Origin of the sequence: Pseudoalteromonas holothuriae, from assembly GCF_945859825.1 — a bacterium.
Taxonomy (GTDB): domain Bacteria; phylum Pseudomonadota; class Gammaproteobacteria; order Enterobacterales; family Alteromonadaceae; genus Pseudoalteromonas; species Pseudoalteromonas holothuriae.
The window spans coordinates 142,078-161,032 of the sequence record NZ_CAMAPC010000008.1 but is presented as its reverse complement, the minus strand read 5'-3'; the positions used below and the strand labels follow the sequence as shown (position 1 = coordinate 161,032).

Sequence of the window (18,955 nt, the reverse complement as noted above, 5' to 3'; positions counted from 1 at the left end):
ACTACTTTTTAAGAAGATGGCTAATACCATCGCGCTATATAAAATATATTCGTTCAGTTTGTATAAATATAAATTTTTAAGCATAAAGCTCATAATAAATAACAATTCATCTGCTATTCTAAAATATCGTGGTGTAATAACTAATTGAATAAAAAGCATTGTTTTTAGAATAGATTACCCTCATGATAGTGAGATAAGATCATCTTTAATAGACAAAATTAGGGGGAGTCAATATGCAAAAAACCCTGCCTTTTTTCCTTATAAGTCGCAGCATTACTATTGCTGTATGCCTTTTTCTATCGGCTTGCTCTGTTGAAGATGCGTATGAAACAGGCCCATCAGAGCAACAACAGCAAGAGCAAACACAACAGCAAGAACAGCAAGAAAAAACACTGACCGTTGACATCACCCTAACTGAAACCACAGGTACACATGTTACTGAGGCGCAGGTATTCGTTGCCAACCAAGTATTTATTAGCAATGCTTTGGGTAACGTAAAGATTAATAATTTACCTTTGGGTAACTACACAGTTCATGTCGTAAAACCTGGCTTTTTTACCAATACCTCCACCATTAGGGTATTACCTAACGCAACAACTCACTCTATTCGTATGACCGAAAAATCCCCCCAACAAGCAACATTAATTTTTGGTGGAGATACTATGTTTGGTCGGCGCTTCATGGACCCTAGTTTGACCACTATGTCCAATAACGTGCCAAATATTGATGATGCGCTTATCCAACCACAAACAGCCGCTTCAAGCGCTGTGAGTATTGCAAAGTATCTCAAGCAACTATTTAGTAGTGCTGACTTTGCATCCGTCAATTTAGAGTCTCCTATTTTAGAAACCCCTACGAGTGTCCACCCAACCAAAGAGTTTGCATTTTTCTCGTTACCTGACACGCTTGCTGGTATACAGAGTATGGGTATTGATTATGTGGCATTAGGCAACAACCATGTATACGACTACCTTGAGCAAGGATTAAGCGATACATTGAATTATGTTAATAGCGCAGGACTTTTACACAGTGGAGCAGGCTTTGACAACGTACAAGCATATGCACCACTTTATACTCAAGTGAATGGAACTTCGTTGGCTTTAGTCTCGGCTACTTCAATTACAGGAGAAGCAAACCCCATAGATTATATTGCTCAGGAAACTAAAGGAGGCGCTGCAGACCTTACCAACAACACACAGTTGAATGCAGCTTTGGTAGCTGCCAAAAGTAACAGTGATTATGTTATTGCACAAATGCACGGCGGCGATGAATACTCTTTTGCTCCAACAGGCTACATCCGAAACCGATTTGAATTTGTCGCGCGTCGTAATATTGATTTAGCCATAGCTCACCACCCACATGTAGCACAAGGGTTTGCTGTATTTGAAAATACCCCTGCAATTTTAGGTCTAGGTAATCTCATCTTTGATCAAAATCGATTAGAAACACTACTGGGCCTTGCTGTATCAGTAACAATTGATAAAACCCAAACTCCAGCGACACAATTTGCACGTGCCTACCCAATATACCTAGAAAACTATGAGCCTCAACTAGTAACAGGCTTTTTGAGTGACTATCTAGTGAGACGCATAGCTGAATTTTCTGACGATAATGTAACCATCATACCTCGTAACGGCTACGCAGATGTATACTTTTCAAATACACAAATTACACCTCAGATCATCACGAAAACCGTAACAGTGCCATCGGGGGTACACGTTGTAGATTTAAGGGAATATGCCCCCAGCAACGCATTTATATCGCAACTACACATTGACGAAAGTGCAGAGTTAACACTTGGTAGAGACTTAATGATTTTTGGTGACTTTGAAGACTGGGATAATGATGAAGAGTTTGGCGAGGTAGCCAGATGGGAATTAAGTGATGAAGATGTTTCTACTTGCATTAGCGGTGCCTATCAACATCAGCAAGGTGCTTGCCTATCCAGAACACAATTTGACAACACGCCATTAACACTAACGTTTCGCGAGACCATTCGAACCATGCCCATCACGCCCGCAGATAATACGCTTTTGGCATATCATGACTTCACACTCTTCGGTTATGCTAAAGCAGATAATGCCGGAGACTTCAAAGCTAAGTTGAGCATTAGAACAGCCGAAGATGGACTTGAATTTAGTAATACCCGCACACCGTTGATAAATGCTGGTAGTTACGACTGGCAAGCATTTTCATATCATTTTGAGCTTCCTGATGATAACCAAACATTAGGGCCAGAAAACTTACCAGCTCGCGGAGTTAATGTTGCCTTTACACACTCACCGCCAGAAACTGGAGAGGCAACACTTAGTTTAGACCAAATAGCGTTAGTTTCGTGGCAAAAGACCCTTAATATTGTTGATAACCACTGGCAGAATAATAAAATGCATGGGATGGATTTTATCAAAATAAACGCAAGTAAACCTGTTACCCTAACAATGTCGTATAGCTACTTTTAACCATATAAAATTGGGCTCTGAATGCAGTTAAAACAACAATATTTCATTATTCGTAGTCACAAAGCATTTTGGTCACTGCTGACATTACTACTTATGACCCTTGTGTTACATGTTTTTGGCGTGCTGCAGAGCCTAAATACCCCATTTTTAAGTTTGTTTAACAAGTTAAATTCCGTACAGGCAACCAATGTAACCCTGATAGAAAGTGCTAACTTATATAGCGAGCACGACATCTTATTAACTAAAATCAATCAGCATAGACCCAAAGCCGTTATTATATTCTCCAATATATATTTACAACCCCAAGAGCATTTAAACAAAGATATATTTTACCCCCACCAAGACAGTCAACAATGCTTGCCTTCAATCGCTAATTGGGGGGGATACAATATAACTCTAAAAAACCTAAATTCAAGTAAGTGCATTGCTATTTGGCAGCGTATTTTTCCTGAGCAAACGAATGTGGGTAGCAAACTGATCAACTTTTCGTTAGCTCCCCATGCACTGCCAAAATTTACCAGTGAACGAATTATTTCAGATGATATCTTGAGCGACCAATTAAAAAACAAAATTATCTTTATTACTCAACGCCCTAACGAATATATTCCAGCCATCTCAGCACCAAAATTAGATACTTACTTTAACCCTGCTTATCTACATGCGTATGTTGCGCACAGTTTGGACACAAACACACTGATTAACCCTCTCGATGTTCAATCGTCAACCCTACTACATCTGATTGCTATAGCAGCTTTAATCATTATTTATCAACGGTTCTCTATTAATCTAAGTCTAGTAATCGCATCTATACTAACTTTAATATGGATAACAGTAGGCTATTTCCTGTTTAAACTTCGGTTTATCCTAATACCTGTAGGAGAATTTATTTTTATTACATATGGGGTGCTATTTTGGATATTTTTTGCAAAAAAATGGGTTGAAGAAGATAATCTCCTTAATATCATTGGTAATATCCAGCAACGTATGTTGGGACGCTATTTACCGAAATCATTTATCAACCAAAGCGATCCTTGGGACCCTATTCTAATATTAGTGAAACAACAACTGGCATTAAAACGAAGTATTTTTTTTGCAAGGGAGGAAGGTGATCACCGACTAAAAGAAATACGTGCAACTAACTGTGAATTGTCACACATTCAGGAAATGAGACGCGATTACCAGCGCGCACCTTACTCTGATGCAATAAAACAATTTGGTACGGTTAAAGTTACAAGACCCTTTTTTAAAAACTTACCTGAGTCCGAGAGCCAATATTTAGTGCCCTTAATGTATGCAGGCGATGTTCGCGGCTTTTGGGCTATGACAGTTGAGCAAAATAATGCTTTTGATGAAGGGGCATTTACCCACAATGTAAATCAGTTTGCAAATCAAATTGGTGAACTATTATTTCATCACAACATATTTTTAACCCAACAAAAAAATGCCAATAATATTATCACTCGAGCTTTGACTTTAAATATTCAAAAACCTTTGAGCCAACGTGTTAAACACTCAATTAAAGAAATGGAACAAAAATTAATGACTCTTGAGCACGTATTTAATCAAGTTGGGTCCGCTTCTATTTTGTTTAACCTATTTGGCCATGTAATACAAACCAATCATGCTCTTGAAAATTTGGCCCAGAAACTGAATTTGGCGATATTTGATATCACCGCGCTTGACTTATTAAGCCTTGTGACCAATATGCCCATAGACACAGCTAAAGGAAAGCTACGGTTTGTTACTCTACATAAAGGAGAATTGCACTTGCCCGTTGAACTTCAAGATGAGGTTTATATTTTAGCAGTGCGAACTATTAATGCTTCGGACGTAAAGGACAGTTCTAACAACCCTTTTGAAATCGGCGGTATCTTATTCGAGTTCATTAATATTTCAGACTTAATCTGTCACTTAGATGACCCCAGTAAACTACTTCAACAGCTTACAGTGCACCAAGACAGCAGAGTCAGTCATTGATTGATTTAACATTAAATATATTTCCATCGGGCGGCGGGTTAGGGCAATCTGTAATAACCACCGTTTGGGTAGGTATTGCCGTTATTGGCTTTTTAAACTTACGCTTTGGCTTTCCTCTTACAGGACTTGTAGTACCCGGTTACATAGTCCCTTTGCTTATTGTATCTCCAACATCAGCCATTGTGATACTAGTAGAAGCTGTGATCGTTTATTTTGTAATGAAGGTCAGTGCCAAAACTCTCCTTGAACACTTCGGTTTTGCTGAAATGTTTGGCAGAGACCGTTTTTTTGCCATTATTCTTATCAGTATTTTGGTCCGTGTAACTATGGACACATTATTTTGGCCTCCTATCGCAGGTATTATGTCAACATGGGACATTTCCTTTGATTACGCCTCCCAATTATATAGCCTTGGACTGATAATCATCGCATTGACTGCTAATGTCATGTGGAACGGAGGCTTTAGGTATGGTGTAAAAGTCACCGCAGTACAACTGACGATAACTTACATTATTGTTCGCTTTGTTTTAATGCCATTTACCAACTTCAGTATTGCCAACCTTGCTATTATGTATGAGGCAGTGGCAGCATCAATCATCGCAGCGCCAAAAGCATACATTATTTTAGTCATAACTGCCTTTATCGCATCCAGAGCAAATATCAAATATGGCTGGGAATTTAATGGTATTTTGCTCCCTGCACTGCTAGCTTTGCAATTAATGCAGCCCAGCAAATTACTTACTTCATTTATTGAAACTGCCATCATATTAATTATTGGCAGTGGTTTACTGCACTACACTAAACTACGTCATGCAAACTTTGAAGGGGCGAGGCTGCTATTGTTTTTCTTTAATATCGGCTTTATTTATAAGTTGCTGTTAAATTATGTCATTTTACACTACTACCCGACAGTAAAGGTAACAGATACATTCGCATTTGGTTATATGCTGTCCACATTACTAGCACTAAAGATTTACCAAAAAAATGCACTTGGATTTGTGATAAGAGCCACTTTACAAACATCAGTAATCGGTGGTGGTATTGCTATCTCGATTGGCTTTATCATCATGTACATCCCCTCCCTGTTTAAAAATAATGGCATAAATGAAACGCAAAAACATATGCAGCAAGCAAGTCTCAGCCAAGCAATTACTCAATATAAGAGCCATTTATATACTGCTGCACCAGCACAAATGCAACTTGAGCAATTTAGGCAACAACAAGACATTGAAAAGTTCAAAGCTGCAATTGATGTTATTAGCCAATTAAAGATAGACAGCAGCCAATATCGTCATGCAGTGCAACATCTAAAATCACTAGACTTTACCGTTTCATCTGACACGCATTTTATATATATTCATGATACTCGTAAGCGCACTCCCAGAGGGCTATTTGTAATAACAAAAGAGCCTCATTCAAACCTAATTGTAACTGTACCTCACCCGTCATCAGAGCGCTTAGCGAGTGACGCAGCCGGATTACTACTTCCTCACTTAAAAGCAAGTGCTATGGCTTTAGGCACACAGAAAACACAGTTTTTGAATGACGACTCTTTAAGCCAACAAAGTAAGTATTACTATGCTTTTATTGCTGCACTGGCATCGAACCAAGTGTTGCAAGTACGAGCAATAAATAGCTTTAATACTCAGATACTCAGCGATAGTCCATTCAAGCAAAAATGTCAGTTTTGGATATACAACCAACTACCAAAGGCAGTCAAACAAACACAGCTTAGTAACCTATTAAACTGTGATAACATTACCTTTGGTCTCATGACCCCTGAAAGCCTGCCCAATAGTCATACTAGTGGTCAGTTTTTAGAGATTTTTCTCACATCTCAAAATTTTACGTCTCTCATTTCCAAAGTGACACTGGCTAATAATCGTTTAGATAAGGTTTCAATTGAAGTAAAAGAAGAAACGCCACAACAAGCCGTTGATAATTTTAACCCATTTATTAGTGCCAAAGGTAGTAATGACTTTAAACTCCTCACAGACAGCGAAGCATCGTTATGGGAATTTGAAATACTTCGCCCTTTATTCACGCTCATTGATACGCTCAGCGGTAATAACCTAAATCAAGATGTCTTAAACCGGTTAAATCAGATCAATGATGTAGCACGTATTGTAGGTTATCAACTGAGTATTATAACCTCTGAGCAGGGACACTTTTTAAAAATAGCGCCTATTGGAGAACCGCAGTATTATAAACAAGGACAAGGCCTTTATCTGATTAATTTAAATCCAACTAGTGCCATCACTGTACAAGTACCTAGGCCTCTTTTTGAGAGTAATACCCTTAAATTTTCTGCTCAATTATATTCAAACATTCAGGGGAAAGTGCTGTTAGTCGCCGGCGCTCACCCATTTGCTGCACCACATGCTAATGTTGTAGCAGCAACCAATGTTAAAACGCTATTTAATGTCGTGCATCAAAGCACTCTCAGATATAACAGCCAGTACGGTATTGTGAACCTACAGATACGTAGCCACAGTACCCCCTCAAGAATACGCCCCAGCGCGCTTGCTTTTCAATTCACTCAAGCTGATAAAAATCATGCAGCAACATTAGAGCAATTATATACACAGCTTTCTAGGCTTGGCGTGCAGTACCAAATAGTCAGCGGAGAAGATACAACTCGAGGTTTGGAACTCGGGTCTTCTCCTCAAACTGGTTATCAAATTTTTGCCCCTAACAGCGAGTTAGCAACATTATGGCTTGCCTCTGACTTTAAGCAGCACTTTGCAATTTCTGAGCAAGCATTACTTGAACGACTCAGTGCTATATCAGAGCAGCCAAAACCTGTACTTCTTAGATTATCTACTTTGGCTCCTTATGATTGGTCTGAACTACCCCACACACAATCAGAAAAAATAAAAAAACTAGCAAGTGATTATGCGCTTTCGCACCACTTGCCTTTGCTATCAAGTTACTGTTTAGAAGCCGCTGAATGTGCGTTACAGGTGATAAGGTTAGTCCCCAGTCATGAGCTTGCCTTGTTGATTAAACAACAGGATAAAATTGCCATGATTTACTTTCCACTGCGAAACAAATTAGTTGATTACACTTCGTTTAAAGAGGCTATGATTAGAGGCGAGCATGTATTACGCTAAATTATTTTTCCAACTGTGTGTTTGGTTAGCATTATTAGCATGCCTGATATGGTATGGCTTTCGGGCTTACATTTGGCTTAGTACTGCAGAACCTATCACGCCAAACACCGCGCAAGAAACGCGTTCTAATGTACACTGGCTCGACCCTGAAAAACCGTTAGTTTATACAGTATCTGCCTCACAAACTCTGTCCCTTAGAGTGTTAACCAATGCGATTTTTAAGCAATATTCTGCGTTAGAGTTAACTTCTGAGTTAACAACAGATTATGCTATTGAATATACCCTGCTTAATGATTCTAATAAGGTGATCACAAAGCACACCTACCATCATACATCAAAACTTGCACTGGACGCTGAGCAACAAAAAGTGAAGCAAATCATAGAAAATAAAACGTCGCTTGCAGTTTCATCTGGACAATCATTTTATATTAAGCCAGAACAGCTAAAACAAGCCAGTCGCATAGCACTGCGTTTAATACCAGAAGATCAAAGCTTGACTGGGGTCGTTGTGAGATTGCATGCAAAAATTAGCAATAGTGTTGATGATAAAAACAGAGCTTGGCTTAAATTACCCGTTCAATGGCGGGAACGTACAATCAACTATCATACCATCGGTGTGAATGCGCTTTCAGAGCAAGAGATGAATAACGCGGTCACTTTTGATTGGTTAAAATTAGCGCCTCAAGGGATCCCTGATATCGATTTTAAAACGGATACACTCTATGAAACTCTGCCTTATCATATTCTATCTTACGATTTTGAATCGCAGCACATCGCGTTAGACAAATTCTATACCTACCCAAATTTTAATGCCTCTTTTAGAATACTCGAAAAGAGCACTATCAGTGCCCGTATTGAAGGGGAAATATCAAATTTGACTCTCACATGGATAGATTTAGCAAAAAAACTACCTCCCAAAATACTCACTATTGAACAAGCTGCTCCTAACCGTATTCGTGTTAACGATGTTGCCCCTGGTTTAATCATTATAAGTTCATCATCAGTCATTCAAACACGTTGGTGGCTCAATGACGACATGCCCGTATTGCCGCTTCATAGCTATTATTATGCCATTGATTCAAATCTACCTGCACACTTTAAAGTGACGCCAAATAGCGACTTAAGTATCGAGTTTAGAGGTAACAAGGGCGATAGCGCTAATATTGAAGTTTTTGACGAACAACAACGACATACCGTATCATTTTCGATTAAATTAGAAGGGCTAGAGTCAACGTTCGATAGAGCCATCGCCTCCGATACTCTGCGCTTGCCAATAACCGAAGCTGAACGCTTTTATGTACGACTACCCAGTAACGCACACACCGTTTCAATAACCGGTCACTCAATGGGTGAACAATTAGTCGGAGTAAAACTTCAGGCCAGAATGCGCACTTTCAATTATCAACAACTACTGTGCCACTCAATTTGCAATTTAACTGTGAATGACTTTACGGAAGTTGGTGCATGGTTTTCTCAAAAAGCACATAACGATTTTGAATTTGCACAACAACAACGATTGATGAGTGTACGTATTTTTGAGTCTCCCCCAGAGCCACCACCTGAAATGTCTTTTTATACAGGCTATGACCTGTCTGAAAAGCTACCTCGTTCCAATGTAGCGTTAGTGCAAAATCAACCTAACTACTTTGATTTACAACAGCCATATGAGGATTATCAATTCAGGCCTGTAAGTATTGAAGACCTTAGCTTAGACAGCTTAGAACCAAGCCTCGCGGCTCGGTTTAGGTTAATTATAAAATCCCCTCAGGTTCCCTATTATACCGAATATAAACTGAGTGAGCTTAATAATAATCTATACGATGAAATACGCGCTAAACAGGCTGTTCTTTATAGCAATATTGGCAAGCAGCGCCATTGGCACAAACAACGGCTATTTATGCTCAAAAAAAGCACCCCTTTACGATTGGTATTTAGTCAGCGGCCACACTCTATCGTCCTTAAAACATATGCAACAACGTTGCTCGATGAACCATTACTGATAGATACCCAGTTATCTGGCAATATTGTCGAACATCTCACCGATGAGTATACAATAATGAAAAGGCGTTATGCATTAGTTGAGCAAAAACCGAATGATGCATTTATGCTTCATCCTTCGCGCAGTGCACTTTATAGCTACCCAGCTATAACAATACCGATTAATAATGATGTAAAACAGCTACAAAGCATTACAATTGAATCAGAGCAGGATATTTGGCTTAGCATATTTGAACAAATTGATGAGCCACAACTAGACAGTGACTGGTGGCGCGATGAAATACATTAACCTTACGATGATGCTGCTAATAGTATTGCTGGCCAATTTTACCTGTGCACGCGCACCAAGCGAGGCCAATCAACAATTGTTTAAGGAAATGACTGACTGGTTTCATTCTCCACAAGCGATACCACCTTGGCAGTTTGAATCGTTAAATCAACAGGCTATGCTAGTGGCCAGCTCTACTTATCTTGGTGGCGGTAATGTATATAAGACCCCAAATAGACAACCTTGTATTGTGTCAGTACCCCATCGTTTTTATGATATTGACACTCTTACCATCGGTCAGAGTATTTATGCGCATGTATGTCAGGTATTACTCAGTAACACACAACACCGTAATGCAGATAGCCCTGATGGCGAAACAATGGACTTGGCTAAACGCCATCATAGCATCCATAATTCAGCAATACAGGCATACTATAGCATCAACCCAAATGCCAAAACTTTTCAGCTTCATGGCTTTAGCAATACAAAAAGAAAGTCAAAAATTGCGCAGCAAGCCGACATTATAATTAGCCAAGGTAAACAGTTTAATGAAGACGGAAAACGCCTTACACAGTGTTTAAATAAAGCCGGTTTTAAAACCTACCTCTATGGAAAATCAATATACGAACTTGGAGGCACAACCAATATTATTCATAAGCTCGGCATTACACCCTTTTCCTTTTTTCATTTAGAAATGAACCGAACTACACGTAAACAGTTGGTACAAAAACCCATATTACTAAGAAAAATAACACTATGCTTAAAGCACTTACTTTAACCTTTATTATTTTGGCATATTGCACTCAAGCAACTGCTTTTACAACGCCAATCCATAGCGCAATGCTTTGGCTCGACAGCATTGATAACAATCCCTTGCTGGTAGCGTCAAAAAAAGTAACGTTAAATCCCCAGCAGCACCGCACCGCCTATGTTCCTGCGGGTGCGTGGGTAGATATAAGCAAAGATACGTTTACCACAACAAATATATGGCAAGGCCAAACACAAGCTGCTATGCGAAAGCTGACAATAAATGATTTTATCTGTCAAACAAAACGTTGTCAGCTTCGCGCAATAAATACAACACAGCTTGTCAAGTTTAGTAATATAAGTGACGACACACAGCATTATGATATTTGGCTAGGTCAAACTCACGCGCACCGTTCACCTTTTCGACGAAGTTTAAAGTTATCTCTTCCCGTAATTTGGCTATCGCAAGCTCAAATAAAAGAGCGTATGTACTTCTTAGCTCAAAACACACACACTACGCTATTTTTTGCACACGCAAAAAAATTAAAACTGACCGTAAGAAAAGATCTAGACCACCAGCTAGAGCAACGAAGTAGCGTAAGTGCTTGGCTTGGTACACACCCTATTAGCATACTAAATTTACCTAATGCTCAAGCAATAGAATATCCCGAACACAACATCAGCATTGCTAACACTGATTATATTGATGTGCCCAAAAATAGTTATCTGACAATAAAAAGTCATGGTAATGCATACATTAAGCTCGAGCAATTACACAGAGGGATCGTCGATACAGATGCCGCACTGAAGTACAAAGACAAATTATTTAATCCTTTTTGGGTAAATAACCTCGATCAGAGCTTTGCACAAATTTATCTACATAATAATTACGAAGCGCTTACTCAATTTGACTTTGCAAATACATCAGATCTTGAGAAAAAACGTTACCAAAACCTATTAAGTACTATTTCAACACCTCGTTCATTGATACCGACACACAATGGAAGTTCTATGTCGTCTAACCTATTTACACAAAAAATTAATTTAGGTGTACGTACTGCTAATAACCAACTTTACCCCATTCAAAGCACTGATGATGTGCTAGTCCACTCTTTAGATACAGCGCTAACATTCAATTGGTCACACTTAACACGGATACGTCACTTTATAACTTTGCTGGTTCGAACAGATAAACAAACCCAACTTGTCGTGACAACAGGTAAACAGCAGCATGTTATTGCACTTAATCAAAGTAACTATCTAAACCGAATCCTTTTACCCGTCCCTCTTAACAGTAAACAGTTACACATACAAAAAAACCATAATGCACAAGTCGACATTGCCCTCAAAGCCGATGATTTACTTACATACCCCAATAATGAACTGCTATTTGGACAACCAAGTCTATTGCAGCAAAAATCGCCCGCACTCATGCAACATTTTTTAAATCAAAGGAAGATTGAATCACTAAGCTATATTAATAGGCTTAAGCCTTATAAGAATAAGATACTGACCAACGTTGATACGACAGCTGTACATAATAAACAGCTCAAATTAGTGAACGAACAACGTATGCTAGGTGAAGCATTACATTTTATTGACTCACAGCCAGAAAAAGCACTGCCGCTGTTAAAAAAGTTGGTTTCTAGTACGTTCCTAACAATTAGGCATCGTGCTTGGCCACTGAGGATAAATACACTAAATAAACTTAAACAATATTTACTCAGCCAAAGTTATTTGGAAGGGCTGCTTCGCTCTGATGACTTAATACTGAAAAAATACGCAGCACACACCCTCTTTGACACATACACACAAGCACAAAGTGATCATCAACTACTGGGCTTATGTGCTTATGCAGAGTCATTCCTCAGTACATGCAACGAGCAAACAGCTTCAATATTACTTTCTCAAAAGAAGTACTTGCAAACCCTTTGGCAATTGCACGACCAACCGAATTCAATTCACAAAAAAGCTGTTTCATTTCAAGCACTACAATACAAGATATTCGGTCAAACTCACCTTCAGCCAAAAGAGCACTACTTTTTAGAGCACCATGGGGTGACAACGGTTAAATCAGACAATACCTTATATGCACAGTATTTAGTGTCTCCCGATCACCCGTTAACGCTAACAGCAAAACAAGACTTAACCATAGAGATCCGTTCTAGAGTCAACTGGCACAATCAAAATACACACCATACCGAGTGGTTGTACCTTAATACTCAAGATAGAAAATTCACCAGCCCTATCTTTGCCGATATTGCATCCAGCACATTTTTATACGATCAGAACACTCGCCTTTGTGTAGCAAGCAATCGCATTATTACGTTGAGAAAAGGCCATCAGTTAAAGTTAAGTAGTACCTCAGAAACATACCTTAGCCTAAACTTATTACCCGATGACTCTGCCACGTTAAATACGAATACTCAATTGTACCCTAACAAATCACTGTTAGCGCTTATTAACAGCCCTGATATTTCATTAGCGACTTTACTGACTAATGCACTTTGGCAACTTGAGATGCAACGCGTATCTGAGCACGAATTTACGATGCTTTTTGCGCGCTTAACAAACGAGGAAATACCAGAATCATTAGACTTGTTGTATAAAAAAATACAACGCTTTGGTGATTGGCAAGCAAGCAAAGACTATGTAACTTATGCTGGTACGAAATTGATTGATTTAGCGCCTTTGTTAAAACGCAGCTTAACAGAGCAAATCAGCTTTCATGCCAGTTCCAACCCTAGCTTAAACGGTGTTACTTTAAGGGCTAACCACACGTTAACGTTAGATATCGGTGAGCTGTCCAAGTCCCCTTTAAAGCTACAATTTAACTTTTCAAATGCAGACTGGTCCCCCTCTGAACATGCCAACATTTCAATAGAGGCAGGGGATAAACAGGTATTATGGCCCGTAGAACCAGGTCCAACTATTGACTATGCGCTTAAAATGCAAGACCAAGTAAATCGTTTTATTTCCCTGCGCTGGTTAAACCCTTACATTGCCCAAATAGTTACTGTACGCTTACTCAGCCACCAAGGAGGTAAATGGGTCAATATTCCACTGGATACCAAACAGCTTTTTTACAGTGCAAATAATGAGTACCCTATAACATTAAAAATAAAACGCGATCAGCTCTTAAAAGTTGAGTCAATTAAAAACAATAAACGTGTACAACGCACCCTCTTTCACCCTTCTGGCACCGTCACCTTACCTGATAGTTACGCACAGTATACACGAGTGTTTCATTGGCGTTTAAAGCCAACTCATACCAAATTAGCAATTTTTAACCCCGTTCAACCCATTATCACTAAACAACCCAAACCAAAGCATAATGACAATCAACCGTTGTTTTTCAACAATGCTCCTTCGTTTGATGAAAACTCAACGCATACTGAAGCCTTCATGCGCTATGGACGCTCAAATTTAGTTGAAATAAACGAGTCTCTTAACCCAGATCATACGCTAGATTTAGGTATCCGAGTGCGCAACAAAGACAAACAACATTGGTATCGCCTAGAAGGTGCTGTTTCTATGAATAGCAACAACCATGATACGCTTTCTCTTAATGCTATCCACAATTGGCAAGATAATGATAGTCACTGGTTTAGTGAAGCTGCATTGTTCAATCGCTGGCAAGGTGGCCGTGCCAAAACGCAAAGCCAATATGCAGGATTAGCCAGGCTACGAATAGGTGAAATTTGGCGTAATAACACGACCCATAGACACCAATGGTGGTGGCAACCGTTTTATTACTATACAAGTGTAGACACACAAACCTTTATTGATGACTCTAAAATAAACCCTCAAATATTTGGTTTTTATCGTCAAGATCACATGCATGGCTGGCAAGCTGAGTATAAGTATCGTTATCAGCCTTGGGTAGATAACCAAATAAGCTTTGTTTCAGGCACCATCTCTAATCAAGACTGGCAAACCCTAGATAGCATATATTTCAGCTCGACTATGGAGCAATTTTATCAAGGTCAAATTTTTGCTGCTCAGTTGCAAAGTAGATACAAATTTGCCGATGAAGATCGACCTAATGACACTTGGCAATATCTCACAAAATTTAGCTGGCAGACCCTATTTACGTTTACCGACACCACTGCAGGTTGGCTGGCTTTGAGCTGGACAAAAGATTGGTTTAACGTACAAAGTTCGCTCAGCCTTGAGGTTAGGTTAGGCAACTTGCAAACGACTGGGTTTACAACTTTTGCACATGATGAGATTTTGTTTGAATCGTTACAACTATCCTCATTTATAGAGCAAAGCGCATATGACAACCAATAAATTAAAAACCCAATTAGAACAATTGCTCTTTGCTGATATTGAACGCTTTTGGCTCAATTTATACCATCACAAATATAGCGTATTAGTCGATGAACTAAGTAATTGGGAACTCATTAAAAATAAACCTGAACATGAAGAACAAGTAGATTGGTTACAACTGCAAACAATCGCCTTTTTGCGCTATAAAATAGAACAATTACATGATTCATTACGCAAATTACAAATTGGGCACAATAATTTTGTTGAGCGCTTTGCAAAAGCCGACTTTAAAGCAGAGAAAGAGCTGCATATTTTGACGTACGCGAAGCAATTAGGTGCGAAGGGAAAACAGTTAAAAGCAGATAAAGAGGCATTTTCAAGGTGGTTTGATGAAGGTGCTGTCATTGCTCGCTATCAAGATAGAGTCTCGGATATAGAGCAAAGCCTGAAGTTTTTGATAAGTAAACTAGGGTCTATGACTCGCACTTATTTAAAAAGTAATGAAGCAACCTTAATAGACACATGGAAAAAGCTCGACTTACAGCCATTCTTCTTATCTTTACTTGATGCGAGTAATAATTCTCATGTTCGTCATGGCATGATACGTGCCCTGGTAAACCAGGTTTCTATAATTACCGAAGCCAACGTTGATCCAGACTTAAACTCTGAATTGGTTGCCAAACTTGTTGAGCAGCTTGAAAGCACCGACACGCCCTATTTGGCTGTGATAGATATTTGCGAAATTTTGATTCACCAACGCCCAACATTTATACGTAGTTATATCTGGGCCGAACTTGATGAGTCAATCAGTATGTACAGCGATAAACCTAAAAACAACAGCATATTGTTTATCATCAGCGCCTTTGCAAAAATAATTTGTAAGCAGTACACCATAAATCAATCTGATGAGCGTTTATTACAGACACTCAGTGCACACCCTTACCCTAGAGTGCGCCAAGCTTTAATTGAGCAAACGGTCAATATGCCCTATGAATTTGTCACATCACTGCTGCTTAGTCGATTTGACAAGGAGTCGTGTGATGCCATTAAATTTACACTCATTAAACAACTTTCAGCCACGCGCTTTTGTGAGTCTGATTTCGCCTTCAAGCTATGGGAAAAAACAATCTGCAGTTCACAAGCTACGCAATTAAAGCGTATTGCACTAGAACTCAGCGCACGAATTATGCTCAATATGCAATTATATAGCGACGAGTATGATAGTGTATTTAAACGTTTTATCGACACACTTAATATCGCGCTGTGTAACGAGCATAGCATCGACATAAAACGCGTAATCACCAGAACCAGAGAGCAACTCGCAAGCTTTTACCAACAGTCATTAATTTCTGCAATTGATGAGCAAGCAAATATGCATAGCACGGTGGTACTGCCAGCCACTATTTCACAAGACACTCTTGGTCGCGTGTTAAGCTTTAAAGCTCAGCAACAGCTTGGTTTCAATGGGCAAATAAAAGGCAAACATTGGCATATATTAAAAGGTTACAAGTTTGGCTATCGATTTTGGCGCATTTGGCATGAGTTTTTTAGCCCCAGTACCGATAAAAGACCGAGCTTCAACCACACCACGGCAAAAAAACCAAGTGCCCAATTACATGTTCCCAGTTGCACGGTTGCAGAGATCAGTGAAACTAATGTGCCTGGTGAAGCTTTATACCATTTAAAGGAGCTGAGCAGTCGACCTCATTTACCACTGTTAGATTATTTATTGTCTGTTTTGAGCCATGACAATTTACCCTCCCCTACAAGTAGCTATACCCCTGATGGTATATTGGAAACCACAAAGCCCAATAGCCTATGGCAACGTGCTCATGCCTATTGGTATATCTCCTTGAATTTCAATACACTCGACGGGCTTAGAAAAGGTAAAAAATTAGAGCAACAGAATTACCTTAAAAAATTAGAAAAGCTGGGGTTTAGCTTCAAATTTAAAGCCTATGGGCAAATAGAAAATGCCGTTTTTCCTGTTGAACCCACAATTAAAAAGCTGTTTGAAAGAACCAACCTCGCTATCCCACTGTTCAACGTCTGGCTAAGCTTTAGAGAGTATATTTACTCTATATACCAAAATACATTACCCCAACTGGTCTTTTTTACGACGGGCTTTATTGCCTATTTTTGGGGCCGACACATTTATATTAGTAAAAAAATTAATGATAACCGTAACGCCATTCCAGTCAGTATTGGCGGTTGGGGAACCCGAGGGAAATCAGGTACAGAACGTCTAAAATCAGCATTATTTAGCAGTTTAGCATTGCGAGTCATTACCAAAACTACCGGATGTGAAGCGATGATGATTTACACCAAGAGCTCTGGTGAACAATTTGAAATCCCCATTTATCGGCCTTTCGACAAAGCCAGTATTTGGGAACAAAATGATATCCTCACTTTCGCACGTAACGTTAAAGCAGATATATTCTTATGGGAATGTATGGGATTAACGCCTAGATACGTAAAAATACTACGACGCTGGATGAGAGATAACTTCGCAACTATCACTAATGCTTACCCTGACCATGAAGATATTCTTGGTCCAACGGGACTCGATGTGGCACGAGAAATGTCTGCATTTATTGGTAAAAATACACAAGTATTTACCTCTGAACAAACCATGTACTCTGTACTTGACCAAAATGCAGTAGCAAATAACTCAACACTTATTCAAGTTCACTGGGGAGATGGCTTTCAAATCCCACCTGATATTCGTGCGCTATACCCCTATGATGAACATCCAGATAATATCGCTTTAGTGGCAAAAATGGCACAATATATCGGCATTGATAAAGACATCGTTTATAAAGAAACTGCAGAGCGGATTATACCGGATGTGGGCGTTTTACAACACTTTTCCGGATCACTTTTAGGTACTATAAAACAGTCATTTATCAATAGTATGTCTGCCAATGAGCGCTTAGCGACATTGGACAATTGGCAACGTTTAAATCTCGATGAAAAAAATAATTTACCTTACATACAAACTATTGCACTAATAAACAACCGCAATGACCGTGTTGCTCGCTCTAAAGTATTTGCACACATTCTTATTGACGACTTAACGTTTGACTACGTTGTAATTATTGGCTCCAACGTCGATGGTTTTTTTGCATACGCAAAACAAGTTTTAGAGGACCGTTTGATACGTATTGCAAACAATCATGATGTCGCTGATTTAGCCCAATTATTGAGTCAATTTAAACTTTGTCAAAGTATTGAACAATGGCTGGTAAAAGCAAATGTGAGCTTAACTGATCATCCCCTAGCACTGGTGGATGTATCTGATCAAGAGACATTAAAAAAAGCATTAGACTTACGCTTAAGCGAGCAACCTGAGCAAAAAGATTTGCTAATGCAACACTTTATACAATTTAATCAATGCAAGCTTTTATTTGATTTAAACAAAGAAGACATTACCTTAGAAGCGCTCTCACCGCTCATCGAATTGTTTTCACAAAAATGCATCATCTTGGACAACCCAAATATCAGTCCTGATGCATTAACACTAAAAATTGCTGCACTAGCATGTCATAACTACGAGCAACTCATTGTGGGTATGCAAAACATCAAAGGCACCGGCTTAGACTATGTATATGCTTGGCAAAAATTTAACCGCACCCTTAACACTTGCGATAAATTATTAAGCGACCAAGTGCATTCATCAGATTTCAAAGCCTTGCTGTTACAACTTGCTCAAAATGCAAAGTTCGGCCTCATAGAGGTTGATTACCTTGAGCAGGCGCTTGATAGAATAGCGGCACATCCATTTGCGCAAAATGAGTTTAGTCAAGCTGAAATCACACACATAAAAGACAAACTAAAGCGCACTAAAGTGCAGGCATATGAGGCGCAAAATGCCACGAAAAACTCAGGTTTTAGAGCAGTACTGTTGAATCTAGTTAATTCTTTTCTAGATGCTGGGGCAACAGTAAAACGCAAAAAAACTGCACAACAAGTGTATACTGATATCGCAAACCAGCGCATCACCATAGAAAAGGCGATTACAGTGTTAACGCAGCTCAATCGCTCATAGTAATAAATATTGTTCTCATTAACTATAAAAACACATGCTAAAGGATTAGAAAAAGTGCCGTAATTTAAATTTC

7 protein-coding genes are annotated in these 18,955 nt (G+C 39.1%); all 7 read left to right on the top strand.

Translation table 11 applies throughout. The features are described 5' to 3' along the window. Nucleotides 1–233: 233 nt before the first annotated feature. The 7 genes from OCI93_RS12215 to OCI93_RS12185 are packed head-to-tail and all read left to right on the top strand — an operon-like array spanning nt 234 to nt 18,882. Nucleotides 234–2,459, top strand: coding sequence for a CapA family protein (locus tag OCI93_RS12215; RefSeq protein ID WP_261594362.1), 2,226 nt, complete (start codon nt 234–236; stop codon nt 2,457–2,459). 21 nt (nt 2,460–2,480) lie between these two features. Next, nucleotides 2,481–4,436, top strand: a complete 1,956-nt coding sequence (locus OCI93_RS12210; protein ID WP_261594363.1) for a hypothetical protein — start codon at nt 2,481–2,483, stop codon at nt 4,434–4,436. Then, nucleotides 4,433–7,549 carry a poly-gamma-glutamate biosynthesis protein PgsC/CapC gene (locus OCI93_RS12205; protein ID WP_261626500.1) on the top strand — a complete coding sequence of 1,039 codons (3,117 nt, stop codon included), beginning with the start codon at nt 4,433–4,435 and terminating at the stop codon, nt 7,547–7,549. The genes OCI93_RS12210 and OCI93_RS12205 overlap by 4 nt, the downstream gene beginning before the upstream one ends. After that, complete coding sequence (locus tag OCI93_RS12200; protein ID WP_261626499.1) at nt 7,536–9,836, top strand: hypothetical protein; 2,301 nt, start codon at nt 7,536–7,538, stop codon at nt 9,834–9,836. Before OCI93_RS12205 ends, OCI93_RS12200 begins: the two co-directional genes overlap by 14 nt. Further along, complete coding sequence (locus tag OCI93_RS12195; RefSeq protein ID WP_261594366.1) at nt 9,823–10,593, top strand: hypothetical protein; 771 nt, start codon at nt 9,823–9,825, stop codon at nt 10,591–10,593. The genes OCI93_RS12200 and OCI93_RS12195 overlap by 14 nt, the downstream gene beginning before the upstream one ends. Then, on the top strand, nt 10,572–14,855 hold the full coding sequence (locus OCI93_RS12190; RefSeq protein ID WP_261626498.1) for a hypothetical protein: 4,284 nt from the start codon (nt 10,572–10,574) through the stop codon (nt 14,853–14,855). Before OCI93_RS12195 ends, OCI93_RS12190 begins: the two co-directional genes overlap by 22 nt. After that, nucleotides 14,842–18,882 carry a poly-gamma-glutamate synthase PgsB gene (locus tag OCI93_RS12185; RefSeq protein ID WP_261626497.1) on the top strand — a complete coding sequence of 1,347 codons (4,041 nt, stop codon included), beginning with the start codon at nt 14,842–14,844 and terminating at the stop codon, nt 18,880–18,882. The genes OCI93_RS12190 and OCI93_RS12185 overlap by 14 nt, the downstream gene beginning before the upstream one ends. Nucleotides 18,883–18,955: the final 73 nt, after the last annotated feature.